The following is a 24,423-nucleotide window of genomic DNA, read 5'->3' on the forward strand; positions in this document are numbered from 1 at the left end:
TGATCGTGGTGTGGAGATCCCGGGGTGGACCTGTGCGGGCGGGCCATACCGCCGGCGGGACGGGAGGGTGGTGTGCGTGAATCCGAGGCGCGGAAACCGAGGTGCGGAGCCTAGGCCGCGCCACGGCCGGCCGCCGCCAGCACGGACGGCGCGAGGGCGTCGGCGATGAGCGCGTACCCGGCGGGCGAGGGGTGGAAGCGGTCGGCGGAGAAGAGGGTCGGGTCGGTGGCGAAGCGGCCGGACAGCGCCGGCTCGGCCGCCGCCACCACGCCGCCCGCGCGGAGCACCGCGTCGGCCTGCGCGCGTGCGTAGAGACCGCTGGCCTGTGACACGAAAGCCCGGTACGCGGGCGGCACGTGCGAGACGACGCCGAGGTCGGGCGCCGTCGCCACCACCACCTGCCCGCCCGCGCGGCGCAGGGCGAGCACGGCGTCGTGCAGCAGGCCCGCGCCGACCGCCGGCGGCGTGAACGACGTCAGGTCGTTCGCCCCGATCACGACCAGCGCGACGTCGACACCGGTCCGCACGGCCGCGCGCACCTGCGCGTCCAGGCCGGCGGACCGCGCGCCGGACACCGCGTGCACGCCCAGCTCGACGGGGTGCCCCGCCGAGCGGAGCACCGCCGCCAACCGCTCGCCCAACGTCTCCTCGGGTCGGTCGCACCCCACGCCGGCGGCGAGCGAGTCACCCAGGACGCGGAACCGGAGTCGTCCAGTCATCACACCACTGCCAACGCCCGCGACCGCTCCCGTACTCCCGGGATCAGGTGCACGCGGCGGTGAGGTTCGCGACCTTGGTCGCCTTGTCCTCCAACCACGCCGCCGGTTGCAGGACCAGGTCTTCCAGCGTCACCGCGCGCAGCGTGGCGGCCATGGCGGTGACGGCTTCGTTGATCGTCGTGTCGGCGGCGTCCGCGGCCAACGCGCTCAGGTTGTCCGCGGCGGAGTGCGCCTGCTCGACGGCCCGCTCCGGGCTGTCGGTGTCGAAAGCGGTAGTGGCCTGCGCCAACGCCTCCGTGCACAGCTGCACCGTGGACGCGGTGTCGGCGACGGCGCCGGCGGCCTGCGAGGCGTCCTGGAGCGTGCCGCAGGCGGTCAACGCGGTGACGGCGGCGATGGTGGTGACAGCGGCGGCTAGACGGGTGGTGACGCGCATGGCGTGCTCCTCCGGCTCAGGTCCCGAACCAGAGGTCTCCCCGACCGCCGAACCCGGCGGCGCCGTGACCGGACCGCTGCGGAGCGGCCGTAATGACGATCACGGGCAGAGTGGGTACTCCCCTCTGCCACCAGGATGCCGGTTCCACCACCCCCCGGTCAAAGTGACGGGGATAACCTCGCGGATGCGCGACGGCGGGCAACCCGGCGGCGCGGTGCGACTCCTGCGGCTCTCGGCGAACAGCGGGTCGAGGCCGCGGGCCGCGCCCTTAAGGTGGCGGCATGAGCGTCATCCCGGACAGCCACCGAGACCTCCTGGAACGGCCGCTGTACACCCACCTGGCCACGGTCCGGCCGGACGGGACGCCGCAGGTCAACCCGATGTGGTTCACCTGGGACGGCGAGCACGTGCGCTTCACGAGCACGACGCGCCGCCAGAAGCACCGGAACGTGGCGCTGCACCCGGAGATCGCGTTGTCCGTCAACGACCCGGAGCAGCCGACCAGGTACCTGGAGGTGCGGGGCGTGGTCGAGCGGGTCGAGGACGACTCGGAGGGCCGGTTCTTCCTCGAGGTGGCCGCGCGCTACGGGTTCCGGTTCGACGGCCCGCCGGCGGACGCCCGGCACCGCGTCGTCTACGTCGTGAAGCCGAAGTCGGTGAGCACCCAGTAGCACCGGGCGGGACGTCCCGCCGGGATCAGGCCGTCAGGCCGCCGTGCGGTCGAGGAAGTCGGCGACCAGCGGCGCGATCACCGGGAGCTGGTCCTCCAGGGCGAAGTGGCCCGCGTCGAGCAGGTGGAGCGCGGCGTCCGGCACGTCGCGCAGGTACGCCCGCGCACCCGCCTCGGTGAAGAACGGGTCGTGCACGCCCCACGCGATCAACGTCGGCGGGCGGTGCTCCCGCAGCCACGCCTGCCAGTCGGGGTAGGCCTCGACGTTGCGGTGGTAGTCGTAGGCCAGCGCGAGCTGCGCCTCGCGGCGGCCGGGCCGGTCCAGGAACAGCTGGTCGAGCAGCCACCCCTCCGGCGCGAGCAGGGCGGGATCGGCCGTGCCGCCCTCGTACTGGCCGCGGGTCGCCTCCAGCGTGAACAGGTCCAGGACGGTCTGCTCGCGGTCGGGCGTGACGGCGATGAAGTCCCGTGCCGCGTCCGACAGGCCCTCGGCGTAGGCGTTGCCGTTCTGCACGACCAGCCCGGCGACCCGGTCCGGGTGGCGCAGCGCCCACCGGAAGCCCACCGGCGCGCCGAAGTCGAACAGGTACAGCGCGAAGCGGGTCAACCCCAGGCGGTCGACGAAGCCCTCGACGACGTCGGCGAGGCGGTCGAACGAGTAGGTGAACCCGTCGGGGACCTCGGTGTGGCCGAAGCCGGGGTAGTCGGGCGCGACGAGCCGGTAGCGCGAGCCGAGGGCGTCGACCAGTCGGCGGAACTGGTGCGAGGCGGACGGGAAACCGTGCAGCAGCAGGAGGACCGGCGCGTCGGGGCGGTCCGGCAGCGACTCCCGGCAGAAGACCCGGACCCCGTCCACGTCGACGTGGCGGTGGGCGACCCGAGCGATCATGTCACATGCCTCCTTGGTGAGAAGATGCGTTAGGTATAGCGGGGTTGATCTAATGGGTCAAGCGGGGTTGATAGCATTAGTGTCATGAGTGACACCGGCCCGCTCACCGGCGAGCACCTCGCGTTGGACCTGGTCAACACCCGGCCTTCGACCGAGGACGGCCGCGTCGACCTGCTGGACACCCCGGCGCGGCTGGCCACCTGGCTGACCCTCGAACCGGCGCTCGCGGCGGAGGTGGGCGACGCCGTCCCGACGGCGGCCGACCTCGCCCCCGTGCACGCGGTGCGCGAGCACGTCGACGCGGTCGTCCACGCGCTGCTGCGCGGGACCCGGCCGCCGAAGGCCGCCCTGCGCGGCCTGACCGAGGCGGCACGCGCGGCGCCGGCCGTGCGCGAACTGGGCTGGGACGGCGTCGCCGTCACCGCGGCGCGCCGACGCGCCGGCCGGCTCGGCGTCCGCCTGGCCGCCCGCCTGGCCGAAGCCGCCGCGGACCTGCTCACCGACGACGCGGTCGGGCGCCTCAAGCAGTGCGAGGCCGAGGACTGCGTGCTGGTCTTCCTGCCGGCGCACCCCCGCCGGCGCTGGTGCTCGCCGACGCGCTGCGGCAACCGCGCCCGGGTCGCCCGCTACTACCGGCGCCACAAGAACCCGACGCCGTGACCGCGTGACCCCGAAGCGGGCCGTTGCGGCCGCATCCGGCCGGGAGCTATCTTGGAACGACCATTCCAAGATAGCGAGGCGGACATGCCGGATGTGAAGCACTTCGACCCCGAGGCGGTGCTCGACTCGGCGGAGGAGCTCTTCTGGCGGCGGGGCGCGTCGACGACCGGCGTGCAGGACATCGTGTCGGCGACCGGCGTCAACCGGTCCAGCCTGTACGCCACGTTCGGCGGCAAGCGGGAGCTCTACGTCGCCGCGTTGCGCCGCTACGCCGACCGGCGTTCGGGCCCGGTCTTCCGGCGGCTCGCCGAGGACGACCGCGGGCTGCCGGCGATCGCGGACTTCTTCCGCGCGCTGATCGGCGTCCGCTGCGCCGGCGAGCACGCCCGGTGGGGCTGCATGGTCACCAACGCGCACGCCGGCGCGGAGAACGACGACCCGGACGTCCGGGCCGTCCTGCACGACCACCACGACCGGTTGCGGGCGGCGATGGGCGCGGCGCTGGAACGCGCGCGGGCCGCCGGCGAGCTGCGACCGGGCGTGGTGCCCGCGACGTCGGCCGACGTGCTCTCGCTGCTGGCCTACGGGGTGAACGTGCGCTCCCGCGCGGGCGCGACCCCGCGAGCGCTGGGCGACACCGTCACGGCCGTGCTCGACTCACTGGCGAACCGACCCGAGGAGATCCGCTGACATGGTGCAGTTCACCGTTCACGACGAGAACACCGCGCCCGAGGACGCCCGCCCCTACCTGGAAGCCGGCAAGCGCCGCCTGGGCTTCGTCAGCACGCTCAACGCCGTGATGGCGGAGTCGCCGGAACTCCTGGCCGGCTACAACGCGCTGGCCGAGCAGTTCGGCAAGTCCTCGCTGTCCGGGCCCGCGAAGCACGTCGTGTGGATCACCACCAGCGTCCTGAACGGCTGCGAGTACTGCGTGGCCGCGCACTCCACGCTCGCGGTGAAGACCGGCGTGGACGAGGGGACCGTGCAGGCCCTGCGCGCCGGCAAGCCGTTGTCGGACAACGCCTTGGAGGCCGTCCGCCGGTTCACCGAGCGCGTGGTCACCGACCGGGGTTGGGTGGGCGACCAGGAGGTGGAGGAGTTCCTGGCCGCGGGCCACACCCGCCGCCAGGTGCTGGACGTGATCCTCGGCGTCGGGATGAAGACGCTGTCCAACTACACCAACCACATCGCCCACACGCCGCTCGACCCGGCGTGGCAGGACCAGGAGTGGAAGCGCGACGAGGCCTAGGAGGACGCACCGGCGGGACCGGCCGGGTGGCCGGTCCCGCCGGTGCGCTCAGCTCCTGGCCGGGAGCACCCGGACCGCCGGGGCGATCACGGTGTTGTCGGCCGACAGCGCGTCGCGGACGCCCACGGGCTCGGCGACCACCTTGAACACCACGGTGCCCTCCGCCAGGTCCGCCGCGGTGAACGCGTAGTCGAACGTGAACGCCACCGTGCGGTTCTGCCGGGCGGGCACCGGCTTGGTCAGCGTGCCGACCACCTGGTAGCCGGCCGAACCGCCGCGGTGGAGGGTGACGGTCACCGTCTCGTCGTACCGGGTGTCGGCCACGGTCACCGTCAGCGGTCTCGTCGTGCCGACCCGGGCCGTGGCCGGCGCGGAGAACCCGGTGATGCCCACGTCGTGCGTGCGGACCGACACCGTCCTGGTGGTCGTCGCGGTGCGCCCGCCCTGTCCGCTGACCGTCATCCGCGCGGTGTAGTCGCCGTCGGCGGCGTACCGGTGGTAGGCGTACCCGTCCGTCGGGTCGACGACCGTGCCGTCACCGAAGTCCAGCTCGTCGATGGCGGTCCCGCCTCCCTCGGGGTCGTCGGAGTAGTCGGTGAACCGGACGTCGTCGTGGATCGACGGCGCCTCCGGCGAGACCCGCAGGTCCGGCCGCAACGCCTGCGCGAGCCGCAGCCCGAGCACCACCTCGTCGGCGGTCGCGTGGGCCGCGTTGAACTGGAAGTGCAGCGGACGGCCCGCCTCGGCGCGGAACAACGTCCGGTAGCCGGTGCAGACCACCTCGGTCAGGTCGCCCAACGACGTGCCGGTGTAGGCCGCGGCGACGGCGTTGTGGCCGCCCCACGAGTCCGCGTCGAGCGCGATCACCTCGGTCTCGACGGGCGTGTAGGTGTACCAGACCGACGGCGAGCCGGGGTTGAGGTCGCAACTCGCGGCCGGCTCACCCGCCTCGACCGTGGCCGCCGCCAGCGACACCCGGTTCAGCGCGGGCAGGGCGTCGACGACCGCGCGGTCGGCGAAGTGGTCGTTGGCGGGCGCCGGCACCGCCTCGGCGGTGATCCGGACGAGGCCCTGCCACGGCGAGGCCGCCAGCTTCAGGTAGTACGTGACACCCGCGCGGGCGTCCAGCTCGCGGGTCATCCGACCCGACTCGCACGTGCCGGGCTCCCAGTGCAGCCCGCCACGCGCGCCGGTGAAGATCGCGGTCTCCACGTAGGTGTCGTGGACGTCGATGCGCAGCGTCACGTCCTCGGTCGACGTGAAGGAGTACCAGGCGGACCCGGACTCCAGCTGGTGGCACGGGTTCGGGTCGTCCGGCGCGCCGGTGGCCTCCCCCATGTCGACCTCGTGCGTGAACGGCAGGCCGCTGATCGCCACGGCGTGGTCGAAGTCGTCGTTCGCCGGCGGAGCCGCCTGCGCCACACCGGGCGTCAGCACCGACGCGACCAAGGCGACGGCGGTCACCGCGACCAGTCGCCCACGTCCGCGGTCCACCCGCTGCCCCTCCACCGCGCGCCGCCTCATCGGACCGACTCGCTGACGGACCGGCCGCTGAGCGCGGGGAGGACCGTCGCCGCGGGTGCGACGGCCTCGTTGTCGATCGGCCGGGCGTCGCGGACGCCCTGGCCCAGCGTGACCACGGCGCGGAAGGTGACCCGGCCGACCACCGCGTCCTCGGGCGTGAACGTGTAGTTGAACGGGAACGCCACCGTGCGCGTGGGTCGGGCCGGCACGTACTGCGTGGCGCGGGCGATCTCGGTGAAGCCGCCGGGAGTGCCGCGGTAGAGGATGACGGTCGCGTTCTCCGGGAGCCGCTGGTTGCCGACGGTCACCTCGACGGACCTGGTCTGGCCCGGCCTGCCCCTGGTGGGCGCGGTGAACGAGGCGATCCCCACGTCGTGCGTGCGCACGACCAGGGTCCGGGACATCGTGCCCGTGCGGCCGTCGGCGGAGGTGACGTCCATCCGGACGGCGTAGTCGCCGTCCGCGGCGAACCGGTGCTCGACCTGGCGGCCGGTGGCCGTGGTCCCGTCGCCGAAGTCCCACTCGGTCCGGGTGATCGCCTGGCCCGTCTCGTCGTAGCTCTGGTCGACGAAGTCCACCACGTCCAGGGTCGACGGGTCCGAGCGGTTCTGCCCGAAGTAGACGGTCAACGGCGGTGCGAGCGCCAGGGCGATCACGGTGGGCGTGGTCCGCGGCGCCCGGTTCGTCACCTGGACGCGGTAGGTCTGTCCGGCGGTGACGACCAGGACGCGTCGGTAGTAGCGCTCGCAGAACACCTCGGTCACCGCGCCGAGGGAGTCCCCGGTGTAGACGGCGACCGTGGTCTCGTAGTCGTCGCCGGGCTGGTCGAGGGTGATCGCCTCCGTGCGCGGGGCGGTGAAGGCGAACCACGCCGACGGGCTCGGGAGGGTCGTGCCGCCGCACGTCGGGACCGGCTCGCCCGGCTGCGCGGTGGCCGCGGCCAACCGGGTCTCGGCGGTGGCGGGCACGGCCGAGATCGGCGTGGCGGCGGCGAAGTCGTCGTTGGCCGGCGGGAGCACCTCGCCGACGGCGAGCCGGACGGACCCGCTCCACCAGTCGTCGACGACGACCATGAAGTGGTAGGTGGCGCCGGCCGTGACCCGCAGCAGCTCCGGGCCGTCCCAACCCCTCTTGGTCAGACTGCTGTGAGACACCTCGTGTGAGCGGGGTTCCTGATCAAGAGCGGGATCGGAGATCCTTGTGCTCGTGTCCACCCCATCCGACAAGCCGCCTCGGCGTTCCTCCGGCGGGACACCGGCCGATCCGGCCGCGCGTCCGTCCCGGCGGACGTTCACCGCCGAGTACAAGCTCGCCCTGGTCGCCGAGTACGAGAACGCCCCGAACGGGGAGAAGGGCGCGATCCTGCGTCGCGAGGGCCTGTACTCCTCGCACGTCATCGAGTGGACCCGGGCCCGTGACGCGGGCCGGCTGGGAAGCGGACCGGCCGAGCCGGCGGAACCGAGGAGGAAGTCGACCGAGCAGATCGAGTTGGAGAGATTGCGCCGGCAGAACGCGAAACTGACCTCCGACCTGGCCAAGACCCGAATGGCACTGGACATCATGGGAAAAGCACACGCGCTCTTGGAAGAACTCTCCGGGAGCACGGACGAGGACAGGCCGCCGACGAGGTCTTGACGACTGCCTTCGGCGAGTTGCGTGCCGCTCTGGTCCCGGTGACCACGTCGTGCGCGTTGACCGGCAGGTCCCGGGCCACGCACTACCGCCGCCTCGGGGCGACGGGCCCGGTGCACGGCCCCCGACCGCGCCGTCGTCCGCCGCCGCACGCCCTGGACGCCGCCGAACGCGCCGGGGTGCTGGAGGTGTTGACCAGCCCGGCCTACCGGGACCTGGCGATTCCGCAGGTGTGGGTGCGGGAGCTGGACGAGGGCCGCTACCGGTGCTCGGTGTCGACGATGTACCGGATCGCCCGCGCCGCCGGGCAGGTCCGCGAACGCCGCCGCGTCGCCACCCATCCACCCCGCGCCCGGCCCGAACTGCTCGCCCACGGCCCGAGCCAGGTGTGGTCCTGGGACATCACCGCGCTGAAAGGGCCGGTGAAGGGCGTCTGGTACCGCTGCTACGTCGTGCTGGACATCTTCTCCCGGTACGTCACCGGGTGGCTGGTCGCCGCCGCGGAGGACGCGGTCGTGGCCAGGGACTTCCTCGCCGACGCCGTCGCCCGCAACGGCACCGCGCCGCACACGGTCCACGCCGACCGCGGTGGCGCGATGGTCTCCAAGCCCGTCTCCGGGCTCCTGGTCGACCTCGGCGTGCTCCGCTCCCACTCCCGCCCCCGCGTCTCCAACGACAACCCCTACTCCGAGGCCCAGTTCAAGACGATGAAGTACATGCCCGACTTTCCCGACCGGTTCGGCTCACTGGAGGACGCCCGCGCGTTCTGCGAGGAGTTCTTCCTCGCCTACAACCACGAACACCGACACTCAGGCATCGGCATGCACACCCCCGCGTCCGTCCACTTCGGAACCGCCGATCAGATCCGCGACCAAAGACAGGCCACCCTCGACCGCGCCCACACCCGATATCCGCAACGCTTCGCACACCGACCCCGGCCACCCCGACTGCCCGAGGCAGCCTGGATCAACCAACCCGTCGGGCAACCGCAGCCGACCCCGTAAACACAACCTGTCTCATCTGAATTGACAACTACCGAACTGCTCCAGCAGCCGGTGTCCGGCACCCGCTGCACCGCGCCGCGCGGCCCGGTGTGGATCGCGACGCCGGCGGACCCGCCGCCGCCGGTCACGTCGACCTCCAGCACGCCGGCGGAGCCCGCGGTGTAGTCGAACCAGACCGAGGCCACGTCACCCGTCGTGCACACCGGGTCGTCCTCGGCCCTCGTCGCCTCGGTGAAGTCGACGTCGGCCGCGAACGGCAGCGCGGTGATCGCGCCCGCCTGGTCGAAGTCGTCGTTCGCCGGCGGCGACGCCTGTGCCACCCCCGGCACCAGCGCCGCCAGCGCGACCGCGCCCGTGACCGCTGCCGCGATCCGGGCCCGTAATCGTGTCCGTCCCCCTGAGGACAGGTTCATCCGTCTTCCTCCCCTGAGTCGGGCTCCGCCGCTGTGGCGGACACCCTCACCGGTATATCGATCTACGAGGACCCGATGTGACAAACAGGTCTCGTAACGCCGCCGGGGGTTGCGCCGAACCACTGTCGAGCGGCGAGGGGATCTTCATGGTGCGGTCACTGGTGGTTGCGGCACTGCTGGCGGGAGCGGTGACGGCGACGGCGCCGTCACCGGCCGAGGCGCGGGCCGAGGGGACGGCTCCGGTCGGGGTGTCGGTCGAGTTGTCCACCTCGCCGGTGCCCGTCGGCACGGCGGTCCGCGCGACGGCCGTGGTGGACCCGACCGAACCGGACCCGACCGAGGTCGGCGGCACGGTCCGGTTCACCGTCGACGGGACTCCCGTCGGGAACCCCGTGGCGCTGGTCGGCGGTCAGGCGACGGCCGTGCTGCCGCCGGCCGCGGTCGGCGCGCACCGCGTCGGCGCGGTGTACGGCGGCGACCAGCGCTTCGCGGCGGGCGACGCCGGTCCGGGCGCGAAGCTCGTCGTCACCCCGGCGGGGTCGAGCCGGTTCGTCGCGCTGCCGCCCGCGCGCGTCCTCGACACCCGGGACGGCACGGGCCGCGCCGGTGGCAGGCCGGCCGCGGGCACGACCGTCCGCTTCCACCCGGGCGTGCCGGGCGGCGCGACCGCGGTGGCGCTCAACGTGACGGTGACCGACGCGGCCGGACCGGGTCACGTCACCGCCTGGTCGGGCGAGGGCACGCGGCCGGCCACCTCGAACCTGAACGTGGAGCGGGCCGGCGACACGATCGCCAACCTGGTCGTGGTCCCCCTGTCCGCGGGTGGGGACGTCGGCCTGCATACCACCACGACCGCGGACCTGATCGCCGACGTGGCGGGCTACTTCGTGACGTCCTCGTCGGCGACGGCGGGACGCCTCGCGCCGTTGACCCCGGCCCGGCTCGCGGACACCCGCACCGGGCCGCGACCCGCGGCCGGGGCGACGATCACCGTCCGGGCCGCCGGGGTGGGCGGTGTGCCGCCGGCGGGCGCGGCGGGGGTGGTGCTCAACGTGACCGCCACGGAGGTCGCCGGTCCGGGGCACGTGACGGTGTGGCCCGCCGACCGGTCCCGGCCGACGGCCTCGAACCTCAACACCACCCGGGCCGGCCAGACCATCCCCAACGCGGTGTGGGCGCCGTTGTCGGCCGACGGGTCGGTCAACCTGTTCACCTCGGCGCCGGCGCACCTGGTGGTGGACGTCGCGGGCTGGTTCACCGGCGAGACCGCCGGGTCGGGCACCGCCGGGCTGTTCGTGCCCACCACGCCCACCCGCCTGCTGGACACCCGGCCCGACTCCCGGATCGGGTACCAGGGAGGCAAACCCGTCGCGTCGGGCGCGGTGGTCGCCGGGCTGGCCGGACGCGCGCCGGTGCCGGCGGGCGCGGCGGCCGTCGTGGCGAACGTGACCGTCACCGAGGCCGAGCGGCCCGGGCACGTCACCGTCCACCCCGGCGGCACGGCCCGGCCGACGGCGTCGAGCCTGAACATCGACACCGCCGGCCAGACCCGCCCCAACCTGGTGACGGTGCCGTTGGGCGGTGGGGCGGTGGAGCTGTTCCCGACCGCGCCCACGCACCTGGTCCTGGACGTGGCCGGGTACTTCACCGCCGACCTCGACCCCGACGCGCCGGCCACCTCGCACGAGGACGTGGCCCCGGCGGCGTCGACCGTCGTGCTCGACCCGCCCGCCGTGACCGCGCTGACCGCCACCACGGTGACGCTGGCCGCGGGCGTCGCGCGCCCCGCCGTCGGCGCCGGCCTGGTGCTGCGGGGCGGCGGGGCGCTCGCGCCCCAAGGCCGGACGGGGACGGTGACCGCGGTGGCGTCCGGGCCGGGCGGCACGACCGTGGCGACGCTCGCCGCCGCGCCGCTGGAGCGGCTGTACGACCGGGTCGACATCGCCTACGACGGACCGGCCGACCTCCTGCCGCCCACACCGGCCGCCACCACGCGCGGCGTCGGCGTGGAGGTGCCCGTCGACGAGTCGGTGATGGACCTGGGCCGGCCGGGCGCGTTCACGTGCTCCTCCGGGACCGGGACCACCCTGTCCGCGGCGCTGGTGCGGTTCGACCACACCCGGGTCCGGTTCGAGCAGCGGTTCGGGCCGCTGACGGCGCCGTTCATGCACGTCTCGGTGGAGACCGAGCCGGTGGTGCGGTTCGCGGCCGAGTTCACCGGCAAGGTGACGTGCGAGCTGTCCCCCGCCGTCCGCGACCGCGTCCGGCTGGTGTGGCGGCTGCCGACGAGCGTGCCGATCACGGTCGACCTCGCGCCCGTGCTGCGGTTCGAGGCGAGCGCGGCGGTGACCGCGGACCTGACCGTGCGGCTGCGCCGCATGGTCGGCTTCGAGACCAACCCGGACCTGTCGCTGCGCGCCTTGAACTCCTCCTCGCACCGCAACGAGGGGACATCGTTGTCCGGTCAGGTGGCCGTGTCGGTGCTGATGGGCGCGGACGTGTCGGTGAAGGTCCTCGACATCGCGGGCGTCGGCTTCACCATCGGGCCGCAGTTCACCGCCGCGCTGGACACCTCCGGCTGCCTGACCCTGTCGGTGGCGATGCGGTTCGAGCTCGACGTGCGCGTCGACCTGCTGTTCATCCACGCCAAGAAAACCCTGATCAGCATCGTGATCGGGCCGTGGACGCTGCTCACGTCGTGCCAGGGCGGTTCGGCCGGGCCGCTGCGGGTGGCCGTGTCGACGTTGCCGCTGGGGTTCGTCGGCAAGCCGTACCGGGCGACGCTGACCGCGTCCGGCGGCGCCGCGCCGTACACGTGGCAGGTCTCCTCCGGCCCGGCCTGGCTGCGCTGGGACGACACCGGCCACCTCGGCGGCACGCCGACCGCGCCGGGCGGCGAGCAGCTCTGGGTGCAGGTGACCGACGCGGCGGGCGCCCAGCGCACCACCTCCGTGCAACTGGTCGTCGCCACCACCGGCGACGGCGGCGCGGAACTGCTGTCGGTGACGCCGTCCGGCGCCCCGGGCAACGCGGCGGCGGGTCGGGCCATGATCGGCGCGGACGGCCGGTTCGCCTACTTCGAGTCCGCCGCCACCGACCTCACCGCCAGCCCGCTGACCCGGCAGCCGTCGGTGTTCGTCCGCGACCGGGTCACCCGCACGACGACGCGCATCGACCCGCCCGGCGACACCGGCGCCCGCCACGAGCTGCGCGCGATCTCCACCAACGGCCGCTACTCCCTCATCCACTCGACCCTGGACCGCCCGCAGCAGTCCGCGATCTGGCGGCACGACCTCGTCACCGGCGCCTCCACCCGGCTCGTCCTGGCGGACGACCTGCTGGCGGGGAGCACGTCCCGGGAGAACTCGATCTCCGACGACGGTGACGTGGTGTACCTCGGCTACGGCCGCCTGGTGCGGTTGTCGACCCAGGCCGTCACGCAGTTGCGCTGCCCCGCCTCCACCACCCCGATCGGCGACTTCGCCCACGACGTGCGGTTCGCCGGCGACGCGTCCTCGGTCTTCTTCATCTCCGACCGCTGCGGCCAGGCCTACGACTCCGGCTACCGCTTCGACACCGCCACCGGCGCCGCCCAGCCGGTGCTGCACGCCTGGTGCGGCTGGAACGCGGGCAGCCAGTGCCTGGAGCGCCTGGTCCCCACCGCCGCCGGCGACTTCACCGCGAGCCTCGACGTGAGCAGCACCCAGTCGGCGCTGTACATCGGCGCCGGCGCCACACCGGTGCGCAGTCCGCTGGTCATGCCGTGCGGCCTGGCCGAGGACTCGGCGAGGGTGGCGTTCCTGGCCGACTCGACCCTGCTGCCGGGAGGCGACCCCCGCGGCTGGGACCTGTACTCCTACAACCGGGGGGCCAACGCGATCAGCCGGGTCGCCGCGGGCGCGGGCTGCACCACCCACTCGTACGCGGGCCGGTCGAACGAGGTCGCCTACGTCCACGACGCCCAGGTCTACGTGCGGCCGGTCCCGTGATCGACCGCCGCGCCGGCTGACGGGCGGTCCGGGGGTGCGCGGTTCCGACGTCCCGCGACGGCGTTCGTCGATACCGTTGGGTGCGGTGCTGCCCGGCGGTCAGGAGCGCGCATGAGACGTCCACGGGGTGCGTTGGTCACCGCGGAGGTGGCGCTGGTCTTCCTGACCGGGCTGGCGATCAACGCGGCGAGCGAGCACCTGCCCCGGTGGATGACCGTCTCGTGGGTCGTGTGGCCGGTGCTGGTCGCCGTGCTCGGCGTGACGCTCGCGGTCACCCTCCGGCGGGAGCCGGCCGGGCCGAGCCTGCCGCCGGTGTGGAGCGTGCCGCCGCGCAACCCGAACTTCACCGGCCGCGCGGAGGAGCAGCGGTGGCTGCGGGACCGGCTCAAGCGCGACCGGAACGTCTCCGTGCACGCGATGCGCGGCATGGGAGGCGTCGGCAAGAGCCAGGTGGTGATCGAGTTCTGCCACCGCCGGGCGGGCCGGTACCGGGCGGTCTGGTGGATCACCGCCGAGGACGCGGCCCTCGTGCCCGGCCAGCTGGCGCTGCTCGGCCGGGCGCTCGGGCTCACGCTGCCCGCCAACGTCGAGGAGTCCGTCGGCGTGGTGCTCGCGGAGCTGCGCCGGCGGCGGGACTGGCTGCTGGTCTTCGACAACGCCGAGACCGTCTCCGGTGTGCGCCGGTACCTCCCGTCGGGCGCCGGCCACGTGCTGGTGACGACCCGGCGGGCGGGGTTCGAGGCGATCGCCGCGGTCAGGCACGTCGACACGTTCCGCCGGCCGGACTCGGTGTCGCTGCTGAGGCGGCGCGTGCCCGCGATGTCCGACGGGCAGGCCGACGAGCTGGCCGAGCTGCTCGGCGACCTGCCGCTCGCGCTGGAGCAGGCCGCCGCCTACCTCCAGCAGACCTCCACGCCCGTGCCGGACTACCTCGACCGGTTGCGCCGCAGTCCCGACACCGCCGCCGATCGCGGGCGCGACGCGCACCGCACGCCGGACCACGACACGCTCGCCTCGCTGTGGGAGCTGCCGCTGCGGCTGATCGAGGAGTCGTTCCCGGCGTCCGCGCGGCTCCTGGAGATCTGCTCCTACCTCGCGTCCGAGGCGATACCCCTCGACCTGTTCGCCGACAACGCCTCCGCGCTGCCGCAGGCCCTGGAGTCGGCGGTCGCGGACCGGTCGGGCGAGTTCGCGGACACCGTCGGCGTGCTCGTCGACTACTCGCTGCTGCGGCGGGTGGACGACAGCGTGCGGGTGCACCGCATGGTGCAACTCGCCGTCCGCGCGCGGGTGGCCGGCCTGCCACCCGCCGCCGGGGCGCACCCGCAGGCCGTCGCGGCGGGGCTGCTCGTGGCGGACCTGCGCGAGCGGCACCCGAGGTCGACGTCGGCGTGGCCGCGCTGGCGGCTGATGCTGCCGCACGTGCTGGCCTGCGTCGGCTTCGACGTCGACCCGAGGGTCGGCGGGTGGCTGCTCGGCCGGGCCGGGGCGTACCTGTTCGAGACGGGGCAGCTGAACGACGCGCGGCTGTTGTTCACCAAGGCGTTGGAGGGTGGCGAGGCGGCCTTCGGACCGGACCACCCCGGCGCGGCCGTCCACCTCAGCAACCTGGGCGTCGTGCTGAGCGAGCTGGGGCAGCCGGAGCGGGCGCGGCCGTTCCTGGACCGGGCCCTGGCTCTCACCGAAGCCGCCTACGGGCCGCACCACCCCGCCGTGGCCGTGCGGCTGAACAACCTCGGGCTGGCCCTCCACGACCTCCGCAGGCCGGGCGAGGCGTTGCCGCTGATGCAGCGGGCGCTGGCGATCACCGAGGCGGCCTACGGCCCGGACCGGCCGATCGTCGCCCTCCGGCTGGACAACCTCGGGCTCGTCATGCGCGACCTGGCGCCCGAGCACGTCCAGGAGGCCGAGGCCCTGCACCGGCGGGCCCTGGCCATCACCGAGGCCGCGCACGGACCCGACCACCCCGACGTGGCCAGGGCGCTGCACAACCTGGGCGCGGCGCTGGTCGACCGCGGCTACCCGCTCGACGCGCGGCGGTTGTTCGAACGCGCGCTGGCGGTCAAGGAGGCCGCCTACGGGCTCGACCACCCGGAGGTCGCCGGCACGTTGAGCGATCTCGCCATGGTGCTGCGCAGGCTGCACAGCCCGGCCGACGACACCCTGCTGGTGACGGCGCAGGCCCTGCTGACGCGCTCGCTGACCATCAGCGAGGCGGTGTTCGGCGGCGACCACCCGGTCGTCGCGGTGCGGCTGGGCAACCTGGGCCTGGTCCTGAGCGACCTGGGCCGGGCGGGTGAGGCGACGCGGCTGCACGAGCGCGCGCTGGCGATCGCCGAGGCCGCGCACGGCGCCGACCACCCCGACGTGACCAAGCACCTGGACGGCCTCGCCGGCGCCTGGCGGGCGCAGGGCCACCCCGACCTCGCCATCCCGCTGATGGAGCGGGCGTTGAAGATCACCGAGGCGTGGCACCGCGGCGACGACCACCACGACGTCGCCACGAGGTTGAGCCGGCTGGGCCTGGCCCTGAGCCTCATGGACCGCGAGGACGAAGCCGGCCACCTGATCACCCGCGCCCGCGCCATGCGCGCACGGCTGCGGGCGTGACGCGCCGTTCCGGTCGTCGCCGCCGTGCCCCTCCAGCCCTGGCCGCCGCACGGGCTGGGCAGCCGCATCAACCCGAGGCCGTAGCCGCGTCCGCGGTCCTCAGTCGAGGCAGAACTCGTTGCCTTCGACGTCCCGCATCACGATGCACGACTCCTCGACGCCGTCCGCGTACAGGGTTCGCACGTGCGCCGCGCCGAGCGCGACCAGCCGTGCGCGCTCGGCTTCGAGCGCGGCGAGGCGTTCCCCACCCACCAGCCCGGTGCCGACCCGCACGTCGAGGTGCACCCGGTTCTTGACCACCTTGCCCTCGGGAACGCGCTGGAAGAACAGCCGCGGACCGACCCCCGCGGGGTCCACGCAGGCGAACGCCGCGCCCCGGCGCTCGACCGGCAACGAGCGGTCGTGGTCGTCCCAGGTGGCGAACCCCTCCGGCGGCGCGGGCACGACGTACCCCAACACCTCGCACCAGAACCGGGCGACCCGCTCGGGTTCCGCGCAGTCGAAGGTGACCTGGACCTGCCTGACCGACACCATGCGCCCACGATAGTTCCGGCTGCCACCACGCACGCCACTCGTCACCAGGGGCGGTGGGCCCGGTCCGGCCCCCGGCCCACCGCCGCCTCCCGCTACGGCGCCGGCATCGGCTGGTCCAGGACCCACAGCCACGAACCGTCCGGCTGGCGGCGGGCGACCTCGACGGTCAGCTCGCCGCTGGTCAGGGTCGACATCGTGAGCGCCAGGTCGCCGCTCACCAGCGCCGGGTGCTGCCGGCCGGGGGTGAGCACCGGTGCGGCGGCGACGAACTGCTCGTAGACCTCGCGGATCCGCGCGTGGCCGGTGGCGAGGTTGCCCGGCGGGAACGCCAGCACGGCGTCCGGCTCGTACAGCGCCACCAGGCCGTCGACGTCCCCCGCGTTGCCGCGCTCGATGAAGTGCTTGCCCAGGTCGTTCGGCTCGAAAGCCGCGTTCTCGCTTGTCATGCCGGTAAGCCTCCAAGCAATACACGACACCCTGTGTCACGTATTCCGATAAAGTTCGCCCATGCGTGCCGACCGGCTGGTGTCGCTGGTGCTGCTGCTGCGCCGGCACGGTCGGCTCTCCGCGACGGCGCTGGCCCGCGAGCTGGAGGTGTCCACCCGCACCGTGCTGCGGGACGTCGAGGCGCTGTCCGCGGCCGGTGTCCCGGTCTACGCCGAACGCGGCCGGCACGGCGGTTTCGCGCTGCTGCCCGGTTTCCAGACCGAGCTGACCGGGCTGAACCACGACGAGGCGCTCGCCCTGCTGGTCGCCGGGTCGAGGCGCGGCGCGCAGGCGTTCGGCCTCGGCGCGGCGCTCGCCTCGGCCATGCGCAAGGTGGTCGACGCGCTGCCCGAGCACTACCGGTCCACCGCGGCGGGTGCGGCGCGGCGGTTGCTCATCGACCCGGGCACCGACCTGCTGGCACGCCGGCAGGCCGTCGAGGAGGTGCCCGACGCCGTGGTCGCCCAGGTCCGGCGAGCGGTGTTCGCCGGGCACAAGCTGCGCATCCACTACGCGGCCGCGGGCCAGGCCCCGAAGTGGCGCACGGTGGACCCGATCGGCCTGGTCACCGTCCGCGAGCAGGGCTACCTGCTGGCCACCAGGTCCGGTGAGGACCGCACCTACCGGCTGTCCCGCATCCGGGCCGCCGAGGAGCTGGCCGAACCCGCGCAGCGACCGGACCTGGTCGACCTGGACCGGGCCTGGCAGGAACGCGGCACGCGGTTCCGGGCGGGCGCCGACCAGGTCACCGCGCTGGTGCGGGTGCACCCGGCGTGCCGGAAGGACCTGGTGGACACCGCGCTGGCCGTGCACGCCGAAGAGACCGACGCGGACGGGTGGCTGCGGCTGGAGGTGGCGTTCCAGGATTCGCGGCACGCCGAGTGGGCGTTGTGGCAGCTCTCGACGGGCGCGGAAGCCCTGACCCCGCCGTGGCTGCGCACGACCCTGCGCGACCGCGCCACCGCCATCGCCACCCGCTACGGAGCGCCTTCCTGAGCGCCGACCTCCGGCGGCGCGACGGCGGCCGGCGACCCGGCGAGCTCCGGTGAGCCGGTGACCAGCCGGTGGACGAGGGCGCGGTAGGCGTCTCTCACCGGCAGGTCGTGCTCGACGTGGACGCGCCGCCGGGTGGTGGTGACGTCGACTCCCCGCACGGGGTCGCGGCCGGCGCGGCTGTGCTCCTCCCACCACAGGCCGATGCCGCGCCGCTGCCAGGCGGGCAGGTCGTCGAAGTCGGTCCCGTGCCCGAGCAGCAGCTCGTGCTTGGCGGCGGTGGTCGTGCCCTCCAGCCGGCCGGTGGCCTCCCGGCGGGACGCGCCCGCCTTGCGCAGGGTCCAGTAGCACCAGCCGTTGAGCGCGCAGCGGGTGGCGTCGGCCTGGCGCCAGGACGCGTAGTCGAGCACGTCGCCCGGACCCGCGCCGATCCAGACCCGGCTGTCGAAGTGCGCGGGCTCGCCGGCGGCGTGGGTGAACGCGGCGGAGGCGACGCCGGCCGAGACCGACACGAGCTTCTCCACGCCGCGCCCGAACATGTCGTGACGCGGGTCGAGCACGATGGAGATCTCATCGCTCTCGGTGTAGGCGTAGCGGGCCCCGAACTCGGTCAGCAGCGCCTGCGCGGTCTCCACCATCAGCCCGGAGAACCGCACGTCGAACGGCTTGTCGAAGCGCTCCTCGGTGAACCGGGAGAACCCGCGCCCGTCCACCCGCACGACCACCCACATCCCGGACGGCGCGGTCAACCCGTGGAACCACTCCCCGGCACGTTGCCCGGACTCCAGGTCGGACCACCGCATCGTCACTCCTCCCAGGGCCGCACGTCGAACCCGCCGCGGCCGTCGAACCGCACGACCGACAACTCGTCGAACCCGTCGGCCGGTCGTGGCCGCCGCAGTCGCTTAACCGTCGCATAAAGCCCCACGTCGGGCACCCTGGTTTTGTCGTCCCTGGCGGCGTTGCGCGCCATCGACGCGGGGAGATCCGGCGGGAACCAGTATCCGACGATCCGCGCGCCGCGCTCCCGACCGGCCGCGATGAGCGGCGCCCATTCCTCGGCCGACGGATTGGTGTTGTCGACCGCGACCTTGAACCCGGCGTCCAGAGCCTCCCTGATCAGCCGCAACTGCCTCGCCTGCCGCCGTCGCGCATTAGGGGACGCGTCCTTGCTGACGTGCGCGTGGGTGCCCGCCGGCGAGGTGCGGTAGAAAGTCGTCTTCCCCGAGGCCTGAAGCCCGATCAAGATCGCGACCTCGGTCACCGCGCAATCCTATGCGGCACGCCCGAGCGGCGCGCGCCGACCACCTCACCACACTGTCCACAGTGGACATATGGTATTGGTATTCCCGGTGAGTTACTCCTATCGGAGGGAGACTGGCGCAACCACTTGGCGGCCGATGAAGTCCCGTGATAAAGATTCAGACCCTGCTGACGCACTGGTATCCGGCAGCTCGCCCGCACCAGAGGAATTGATGGACCAACAAACACTCGCGGTGGCGTTCTGGTTCCTGCTCGCCATCGTGCTGATCGTCGTGTTCCTGCTGGTACGCCAACGACGGACCACCCGCGCGTTACAGATCCGGGCCGAGGAGGCCGAGGCGCGGGAACGCAGCCGCGCCGAGGAGGAGCGGCACCTGGTCGACGCCCGGCTGCCCGCGCTGGCGGAGTCGCTGAACCACCGGCCCGTCGAGGTGCCCGGACCCCGGCACCCCCGGGTCGCCGAGGCGCACGAGCCGGTGTTCGCCCTGTTCGCGGACTCCGTCCGGCAGGCGGGCGCCCGCGGCGAGCAGTCGGCCCGCGCCACGCTCAAGGCCATGATGCGCGCGGTGCAGAGCCTGTCCAACGAGCAGCAGGTCGCGATCTCGGCCATGCAGGAGCGGCACGACGACCCGGACGTGCTGGCCGGGCTGATGCGCATCGACCACATGAACTCCCAGCTCAACCGCCGGGCCCAGGCCACGGCGGTGCTCTGCGGCTCCTGGCCGGGGCAGCAGCGGTCGGCGTCGTCGCTGACCGACGTGGCGCGCGGCGCCACCTCCCGGATCCGCGACTACCTGCGGGTCAACGTGCCGGCCGAGTCCGACGTCGCGGTGGTCAGCCGCGCGGTCGAGCCCATCGTGCTGACCGTGGCGGAGCTGCTCGACAACGGCGCGCGGCACTCGCCGCCCAACACCAGCGTCGAGGTCAACTTCCAGCAGGCGCACAACGGCATGGTCGTGATGATCGACGACGGCGGCGTCGGCATGACCGTCGAGGAGCTGCACCGCGCGGCCCGCCTGCTGGCCGGCGACGGCGGCAACGACATCAACCGGCTCGGCGACCCGCCTCAGGTCGGCTTCGCCGTCATCGGCGTGCTGGCCAAGCGCTACGGCTTCCGCGTCTCGGTGGACACGCGCTCGCCCTACGGCGGTGTGCGCGCGGTCGTGTTCCTGCCGAACGAGCTGCTCACCCGGGTCAGCAAGCCGACCATGCCCGACCACGCCGTGGCGCTGCCGCCCGAGCGGGCGCCGGTCGCCCCGGCGCCGCCCGCCGAGCTGGAACGCACCCCTGGCGGCCTGCCCCGGCGACGGCGGACGCAGACCGTCGACCAGGCCGCGCCGCCGCAGGCCCCGACCGTCCCGGCGCCGGCCGACCAGCGGATCGCGACCGGGCTGGCCGCCTGGAAGCGCGGCACCGACTCCGGCCGGGCCACCACGCCGCCGCCTGTCGCTGAAGGGAACACCCAGGCATGAACACTTTGGGTTGGATGCTCGACGACGCCTTGACGATGCCGGAGACGCGGCACGCCGTCCTGCTCTCGGCCGACGGGCTGCTGATGGCGCACTCCGCCGGCATCGACCGGGACGACGCGGAACGGCACGCCGCCGCGATGTCCGCGCTGCAGGCGCTGGCCCGCGCCACCGCCGAGTTCTGCGGGCAGACCAGCGCGGACTGGCGCCAGACGGTCAGCGAGTTCGCCGGCGGCTACGTGTTCCTGGCCGCCGCCGGGCCGGGCGCCTACCTGGCCGTGTCGGCGGGCGCGCGGGTCGACATGGAGGCGGTGTCCTTCCGGATCCAGGAGCTGGTCCAACGGCTGGGCAAGGAGCTGACCAGCCCGCCCAGGCAGGCCGAGCGGACGAGCCCGCCGCAGCGCGAGGCAGGCAGCCCGGCGTGAGCGGCGCGAGCGGCGGGAGGCGACTGCGGGGGCTGGTGCGACCGTACGTCGTGACCGGCGGCCGAGCACACGCCAGCCGCAACACCTTCGACGCGGTCACGGTCGTGATCGCGACCCGCGAGAAGGTCTCCGGGTTGTCGCCGGAGAAGAAGCGGCTGATGGAGCTGTGCCGGGGCGGCGCGCTGTCGGTCGCCGAGATCGCCGCGCACCTCTCGCTGCCGATGAGCGTGACCAAGGTGCTGCTGTCCGACCTGGTCGACAGCGGTCACATCGCCACGCACGCCGCGGTCTCGCACACCGCCCGCCCGGACATGAAGCTGCTGAAGGACGTGCTCGATGGCCTCCGTGCTCGCCTCTGACGGCGTCTACCTGCGCGACACCGTGCGGACGACGGTGAAACTGCTGGTCGTCGGTCCGTTCGCGGTCGGCAAGACCACCTTCGTCGGCACCCTCTCGGAGATCCGCCCGCTGCGCACCGAGGAGACGATGACGCAGGCCGGCGCCCTCGTCGACGACCTCGCCGGGGTGGACGACAAGAGCACCACCACGGTCGCGCTCGACTTCGGCCGGCTGACGCTCACCGACGAGCTGGTGCTCTACCTGTTCGGCGCGCCCGGCCAGCAGCGGTTCACCCCGATCTGGAAGGACATCGCGCTCGGCGCGCTCGGCGCGCTCGTGCTCACCGACACCCGACGCCTCGAGCAGTCGTTCGAGGTCATGGGTCTGCTGGAGGAGCTCCGCATCCCGTACGCGGTGGCGGTCAACTCCTTCGACGGCGCGCCCGCGTTCCCCGGCGAGGAGCTGCGGGACGCGCTGGACCTGCTGCCCGAGACCCCGCTCATGTTCTGCGACGCCCGCGACGTGACGTCGTCCACGCAGGCACTCGTCACCCTCGTCGAGTACTTGTTAACCCGCAACCAGGAGAACGCGTGACCTCGCAAGCCGCCCCCGGGCAGGCATGTCCCGCACACCAAGGCCGGATGCCGCTGCACGGCCCCGAGTTCGCCGCCGACCCGGCCGCGACGTACCAGGCGCTGCGCGCGCACGGGCCCGTCGCGCCGGTCGAGCTGGCGCCCGGTGTGCCCGCCAACCTCGTCGTCGGCTACACCGCCGCGCTGGACGTCCTGCGCAACCCCAGCGCGTTCCCGCGCGACCCGCGCCGGTGGCAGGCGAAGATGCCGCCGGACTCCCCCGTGCTGCCGATGATGATGTACCGGCCGAACTGCCTGTTCACCGACGGCGCCCAGCACGCCCGGCTGCGCGCCGTGGTCACCGACAGCCTCGCCCGGGTCGACCCGAACGCGCTGCGCGCCCAGGTCGAGCAGACCGCGGACCGGCTGATCTCGCGGTTCGCCGGCAAGGGCGAGGCCGACCTGCTCGGCGAGTACGCGAAGCTGCTGCCGCTGATGATGTTCAACCACCTGTACGGCTGCCCGCCGGAGCTCGGCGACCGGCTGGTCGTCGCCATGCGCAACATCTTCGACATGATCGACCCGGAGCAGGCCAACGTCGAGCTGACGCAGTGCATGGTGGAGCTGGTCACGCTCAAGCGTGAGCGGCCCGACCACGACATGCCCTCGTGGATGATGGCCCACCCGGCCAGGCTCAACGACGAGGAGCTGATCCACCAGCTCGTCCTGCTGATGGGCGCGGGCACCGAGCCCGAGCAGAACCTGATCGCCAACGGCATCCGGTTGCTGCTGGCCGACGACCGGTTCGCGGGCGACCTCTCCGGCGGCAGCATGCCGGTCGAGGAGGCGCTCGACGAGGTGCTGTGGACCGATCCGCCGATGGCGAACTACTCGGCCAGCTACCCGGTCGAGGACGTCGACTTCGCCGGTGTCCGGCTGCCCGCCGCCGAGCCGGTGGTGATCAGCTTCGCGGCGGCCAACAACGACCCCGCGCTGGCGGGCCAGCAGCGCTCCGGCAACCGGGCCCACCTCGCGTGGAGCGCGGGCGTCCACTCCTGCCCGGCGCAGCAGCCCGCGCGGCTGATCGCGTCGGTGGCGATGGAGAAGATCCTCGACGCCCTGCCCGACATGCGGTTGGCGGTCCCCGCCGACGAGCTGGTCTGGCGGCCCGGACCGTTCCACCGGGCACTGACCGCGCTCCCCGTGCGTTTCACCCCGGTAGCCGTGCCCGCCCAGCCCGACGAGTCACCTGGAGACACCCGTTGGAACGTGCAGCCGACCCCATCGTCCTCGACCCCACCGGCCGTGACCTCCACGCCGAGTCCGCAGCCATCGCCGCGCGAGGCCCGGCGACCCTGGTGGAGCTCCCTGGCCAGGTTCCTGCGTGGGCGGTGACCCGCCAGGAGACATTACGCGAGCTGCTCGGTGATCCCCGGGTCTCGAAGGACCCCCGGCAGCACTGGCCCGCGTTCAGCAACGGCGAGCTGCCCGCGGACTGGCCGCTGCACCTGTGGGTGTCGGTGCAGAACATGTTCACCGCCTACGGCGGCGACCACCGGCGCCTCCGTTCCCTGGTGTCCAAGGCGTTCACGCCGCGGCGGGTGGCGGCGATGCGACCGTGGATCGAGCAGATCACCGAGCAGCTGCTGGACCGGCTCGACGCGGCGGAGCAGCCGGTCGACCTCCGGGAGGGCTTCGCCTACCCCATCCCGATCGAGGTGATCTGCCAGCTGTTCGGCGTGCCCGCCGGGGCGCGGTCGCGGCTGCGGAAGGTGGTCGACGGGGTCTTCGACACCTCGGTCACGGCCGAGGCGGCGCAGGCGAACGTCGTGCAGCTGTACGGGATCATGCACGAGCTGGTCGCGGCGAAGCGGGAAACGCCCGGTGACGACCTGACCAGCGGCCTGATCGCGGTGAGCGAGGACGACGGCTCGAAGCTGGACGAGGCCGAGCTCGTCGACACCCTGATCCTGATGATCTCGGCGGGCTACGAGACCACGGTGAACCTGCTCGACCAGGCGATCACCGCCCTGCTGACCCACCCCGAGCAGCTGGCCGCGGTGCGCGCGGGCACCAGCGGCTGGATGGACGTGATCGAGGAGACCCTGCGCTGGCAGGCCCCGATCGCCAACCTGCCGCTGCGCTACGCCGTGGAGGACATCGAGGTCGGCGGTGTCCCGATCCGCAAGGGCGAGGCGATCCTGGCGGGTTACGCGGCGGCGGGCCGTGACCGGTCGGTGCACGGCGACACCGCCGACGAGTTCGACATCACCAGGGCCGACAAGACCCACCTGGCGTTCGGCCACGGCGTCCACTACTGCCTGGGCTCCCCCTTGGCGCGGATGGAGGCGGAGATCGCCCTCCCCGCCCTGTTCGCCCGGTTCCCGGCGATGGAGCTGGCGGTCGCGCCGCACGAGCTGGAGCCGAGCCAGTCCTTCATCTCCAACGGTCACCGCTCCCTGCCGGTGCGGCTGAAGTGACGCGTCGGCCGGGCCGGGGGCGCGTCACGAGCGGTGACCCGCCCCCGGTCCGGTCCGCGGGCCGGCG

At 73.5% G+C, this 24,423-nt stretch carries 25 protein-coding genes; 16 read left to right on the forward strand and 9 right to left on the reverse strand.

Features of this window, described 5'->3' with window-relative positions; genetic code table 11:
• Positions 1-110: 110 nt before the first annotated feature.
• Entirely contained in the window at positions 111-719 is a 609-nt protein-coding gene (locus EDD40_RS11795) for an SGNH/GDSL hydrolase family protein (RefSeq protein ID WP_123742939.1), read from the reverse strand.
• A 43-nt stretch (positions 720-762) separates the two neighbouring features.
• Entirely contained in the window at positions 763-1,155 is a 393-nt protein-coding gene (locus EDD40_RS11800) for a bacteriophage spanin2 family protein (protein WP_123742940.1), read from the reverse strand.
• 281 nt (positions 1,156-1,436) lie between these two features.
• Here EDD40_RS11800 and EDD40_RS11805 point away from each other — a divergent pair, with 281 nt between their 5' ends.
• Entirely contained in the window at positions 1,437-1,826 is a 390-nt protein-coding gene (locus tag EDD40_RS11805; RefSeq protein ID WP_123742941.1) for a PPOX class F420-dependent oxidoreductase, read from the forward strand.
• Positions 1,827-1,859: 33 nt separating this feature from the next.
• On the opposite strand, the gene EDD40_RS11810 is transcribed toward EDD40_RS11805, so the two are convergent.
• On the reverse strand, positions 1,860-2,714 hold the full coding sequence (locus EDD40_RS11810; RefSeq protein WP_123742942.1) for an alpha/beta fold hydrolase: 855 nt from the start codon (positions 2,712-2,714) through the stop codon (positions 1,860-1,862).
• Positions 2,715-2,798: 84 nt separating this feature from the next.
• On the opposite strand from EDD40_RS11810, the gene EDD40_RS11815 reads away from it, so the two are divergent.
• From EDD40_RS11815 to EDD40_RS11825, 3 genes are all read left to right on the forward strand, one after another.
• Positions 2,799-3,374: a CGNR zinc finger domain-containing protein gene (locus EDD40_RS11815; protein ID WP_123742943.1), complete on the forward strand. Its 576-nt coding sequence runs from the start codon at positions 2,799-2,801 to the stop codon at positions 3,372-3,374.
• Positions 3,375-3,458: 84 nt separating this feature from the next.
• Positions 3,459-4,064 carry a TetR/AcrR family transcriptional regulator gene (locus tag EDD40_RS11820; RefSeq protein ID WP_123742944.1) on the forward strand — a complete coding sequence of 202 codons (606 nt, stop codon included), beginning with the start codon at positions 3,459-3,461 and terminating at the stop codon, positions 4,062-4,064.
• Position 4,065: 1 nt separating this feature from the next.
• Positions 4,066-4,623: a carboxymuconolactone decarboxylase family protein gene (locus EDD40_RS11825; protein WP_123742945.1), complete on the forward strand. Its 558-nt coding sequence runs from the start codon at positions 4,066-4,068 to the stop codon at positions 4,621-4,623.
• A gap of 48 nt (positions 4,624-4,671) precedes the next feature.
• Here EDD40_RS11825 and EDD40_RS11830 read toward each other — a convergent pair whose 3' ends face one another.
• Positions 4,672-6,147, reverse strand: coding sequence for a PKD domain-containing protein (locus EDD40_RS11830; protein ID WP_148088764.1), 1,476 nt, complete (start codon positions 6,145-6,147; stop codon positions 4,672-4,674).
• Positions 6,144-7,301 (reverse strand): PKD domain-containing protein, encoded by a 1,158-nt coding sequence (locus tag EDD40_RS11835; protein ID WP_123742947.1) that lies wholly within the window; start codon positions 7,299-7,301, stop codon positions 6,144-6,146. Before EDD40_RS11835 ends, EDD40_RS11830 begins: the two co-directional genes overlap by 4 nt.
• A 52-nt stretch (positions 7,302-7,353) precedes the next feature.
• Here EDD40_RS11835 and EDD40_RS11840 point away from each other — a divergent pair, with 52 nt between their 5' ends.
• The 5 genes from EDD40_RS11840 (at position 7,354) to fxsT (ending at position 15,795) form a co-directional block, all read left to right on the forward strand.
• Positions 7,354-7,782: a transposase gene (locus EDD40_RS11840; RefSeq protein WP_148088765.1), complete on the forward strand. Its 429-nt coding sequence runs from the start codon at positions 7,354-7,356 to the stop codon at positions 7,780-7,782.
• Positions 7,779-8,783: a DDE-type integrase/transposase/recombinase gene (locus EDD40_RS11845; protein ID WP_148088674.1), complete on the forward strand. Its 1,005-nt coding sequence runs from the start codon at positions 7,779-7,781 to the stop codon at positions 8,781-8,783. Before EDD40_RS11840 ends, EDD40_RS11845 begins: the two co-directional genes overlap by 4 nt.
• A gap of 21 nt (positions 8,784-8,804) precedes the next feature.
• Positions 8,805-8,948, forward strand: coding sequence for a hypothetical protein (locus EDD40_RS41635; protein WP_170185035.1), 144 nt, complete (start codon positions 8,805-8,807; stop codon positions 8,946-8,948).
• A 394-nt stretch (positions 8,949-9,342) separates the two neighbouring features.
• Positions 9,343-13,185, forward strand: coding sequence for an Ig-like domain-containing protein (locus EDD40_RS11850; protein WP_123742949.1), 3,843 nt, complete (start codon positions 9,343-9,345; stop codon positions 13,183-13,185).
• Between the two features lie 111 nt (positions 13,186-13,296).
• Positions 13,297-15,795, forward strand: a complete 2,499-nt coding sequence (fxsT, locus tag EDD40_RS11855; protein ID WP_123742950.1) for an FxSxx-COOH system tetratricopeptide repeat protein — start codon at positions 13,297-13,299, stop codon at positions 15,793-15,795.
• 99 nt (positions 15,796-15,894) lie between these two features.
• Here the strand turns inward: fxsT and EDD40_RS11860 are convergent, their stop codons facing one another.
• Together EDD40_RS11860 and EDD40_RS11865 are read right to left on the reverse strand one after the other, a co-directional pair.
• Complete coding sequence (locus tag EDD40_RS11860; RefSeq protein ID WP_123742951.1) at positions 15,895-16,329, reverse strand: VOC family protein; 435 nt, start codon at positions 16,327-16,329, stop codon at positions 15,895-15,897.
• A gap of 92 nt (positions 16,330-16,421) precedes the next feature.
• Complete coding sequence (locus tag EDD40_RS11865; protein WP_123742952.1) at positions 16,422-16,775, reverse strand: YybH family protein; 354 nt, start codon at positions 16,773-16,775, stop codon at positions 16,422-16,424.
• A 61-nt stretch (positions 16,776-16,836) separates the two neighbouring features.
• Here EDD40_RS11865 and EDD40_RS11870 point away from each other — a divergent pair, with 61 nt between their 5' ends.
• A complete protein-coding gene (locus EDD40_RS11870) occupies positions 16,837-17,811 on the forward strand; it encodes a helix-turn-helix transcriptional regulator (RefSeq protein WP_123742953.1) in 975 nt (324 codons plus the stop codon).
• On the opposite strand, the gene EDD40_RS11875 is transcribed toward EDD40_RS11870, so the two are convergent.
• Together EDD40_RS11875 and EDD40_RS11880 are read right to left on the reverse strand one after the other, a co-directional pair.
• The gene (locus tag EDD40_RS11875) at positions 17,793-18,611 is read right to left on the reverse strand and encodes a tRNA(His) guanylyltransferase Thg1 family protein (RefSeq protein ID WP_123742954.1); all 819 of its coding nucleotides are present in this window, start codon (positions 18,609-18,611) and stop codon (positions 17,793-17,795) included. The two genes, EDD40_RS11870 and EDD40_RS11875, sit on opposite strands and share 19 nt — an antisense overlap.
• A gap of 2 nt (positions 18,612-18,613) precedes the next feature.
• A complete protein-coding gene (locus tag EDD40_RS11880; protein WP_123742955.1) occupies positions 18,614-19,072 on the reverse strand; it encodes an AAA family ATPase in 459 nt (152 codons plus the stop codon).
• Positions 19,073-19,283: 211 nt separating this feature from the next.
• Between EDD40_RS11880 and EDD40_RS11885 the strand changes: the two genes are divergently transcribed.
• Genes EDD40_RS11885 through EDD40_RS11910 form a run of 6 tightly spaced genes read left to right on the forward strand, consistent with a single transcriptional unit; the run spans position 19,284 to position 24,356 of the window.
• On the forward strand, positions 19,284-20,543 hold the full coding sequence (locus EDD40_RS11885; protein WP_123742956.1) for an ATP-binding protein: 1,260 nt from the start codon (positions 19,284-19,286) through the stop codon (positions 20,541-20,543).
• Positions 20,540-20,965 carry a roadblock/LC7 domain-containing protein gene (locus EDD40_RS11890; RefSeq protein ID WP_123742957.1) on the forward strand — a complete coding sequence of 142 codons (426 nt, stop codon included), beginning with the start codon at positions 20,540-20,542 and terminating at the stop codon, positions 20,963-20,965. Before EDD40_RS11885 ends, EDD40_RS11890 begins: the two co-directional genes overlap by 4 nt.
• Positions 20,962-21,324 (forward strand): DUF742 domain-containing protein, encoded by a 363-nt coding sequence (locus EDD40_RS11895; RefSeq protein ID WP_211348154.1) that lies wholly within the window; start codon positions 20,962-20,964, stop codon positions 21,322-21,324. Before EDD40_RS11890 ends, EDD40_RS11895 begins: the two co-directional genes overlap by 4 nt.
• Positions 21,302-21,898, forward strand: a complete 597-nt coding sequence (locus EDD40_RS11900) for a GTP-binding protein (protein ID WP_123742958.1) — start codon at positions 21,302-21,304, stop codon at positions 21,896-21,898. Before EDD40_RS11895 ends, EDD40_RS11900 begins: the two co-directional genes overlap by 23 nt.
• Positions 21,895-23,271 carry a cytochrome P450 gene (locus EDD40_RS43455; protein ID WP_236594796.1) on the forward strand — a complete coding sequence of 459 codons (1,377 nt, stop codon included), beginning with the start codon at positions 21,895-21,897 and terminating at the stop codon, positions 23,269-23,271. The genes EDD40_RS11900 and EDD40_RS43455 overlap by 4 nt, the downstream gene beginning before the upstream one ends.
• Complete coding sequence (locus EDD40_RS11910; RefSeq protein ID WP_246038312.1) at positions 23,208-24,356, forward strand: cytochrome P450 family protein; 1,149 nt, start codon at positions 23,208-23,210, stop codon at positions 24,354-24,356. Before EDD40_RS43455 ends, EDD40_RS11910 begins: the two co-directional genes overlap by 64 nt.
• The last annotated feature ends 67 nt before the right edge of the window (positions 24,357-24,423 follow it).

It is taken from the genome of Saccharothrix texasensis (genome assembly GCF_003752005.1).
In the GTDB taxonomy this organism is placed as follows: domain Bacteria; phylum Actinomycetota; class Actinomycetes; order Mycobacteriales; family Pseudonocardiaceae; genus Actinosynnema; species Actinosynnema texasense.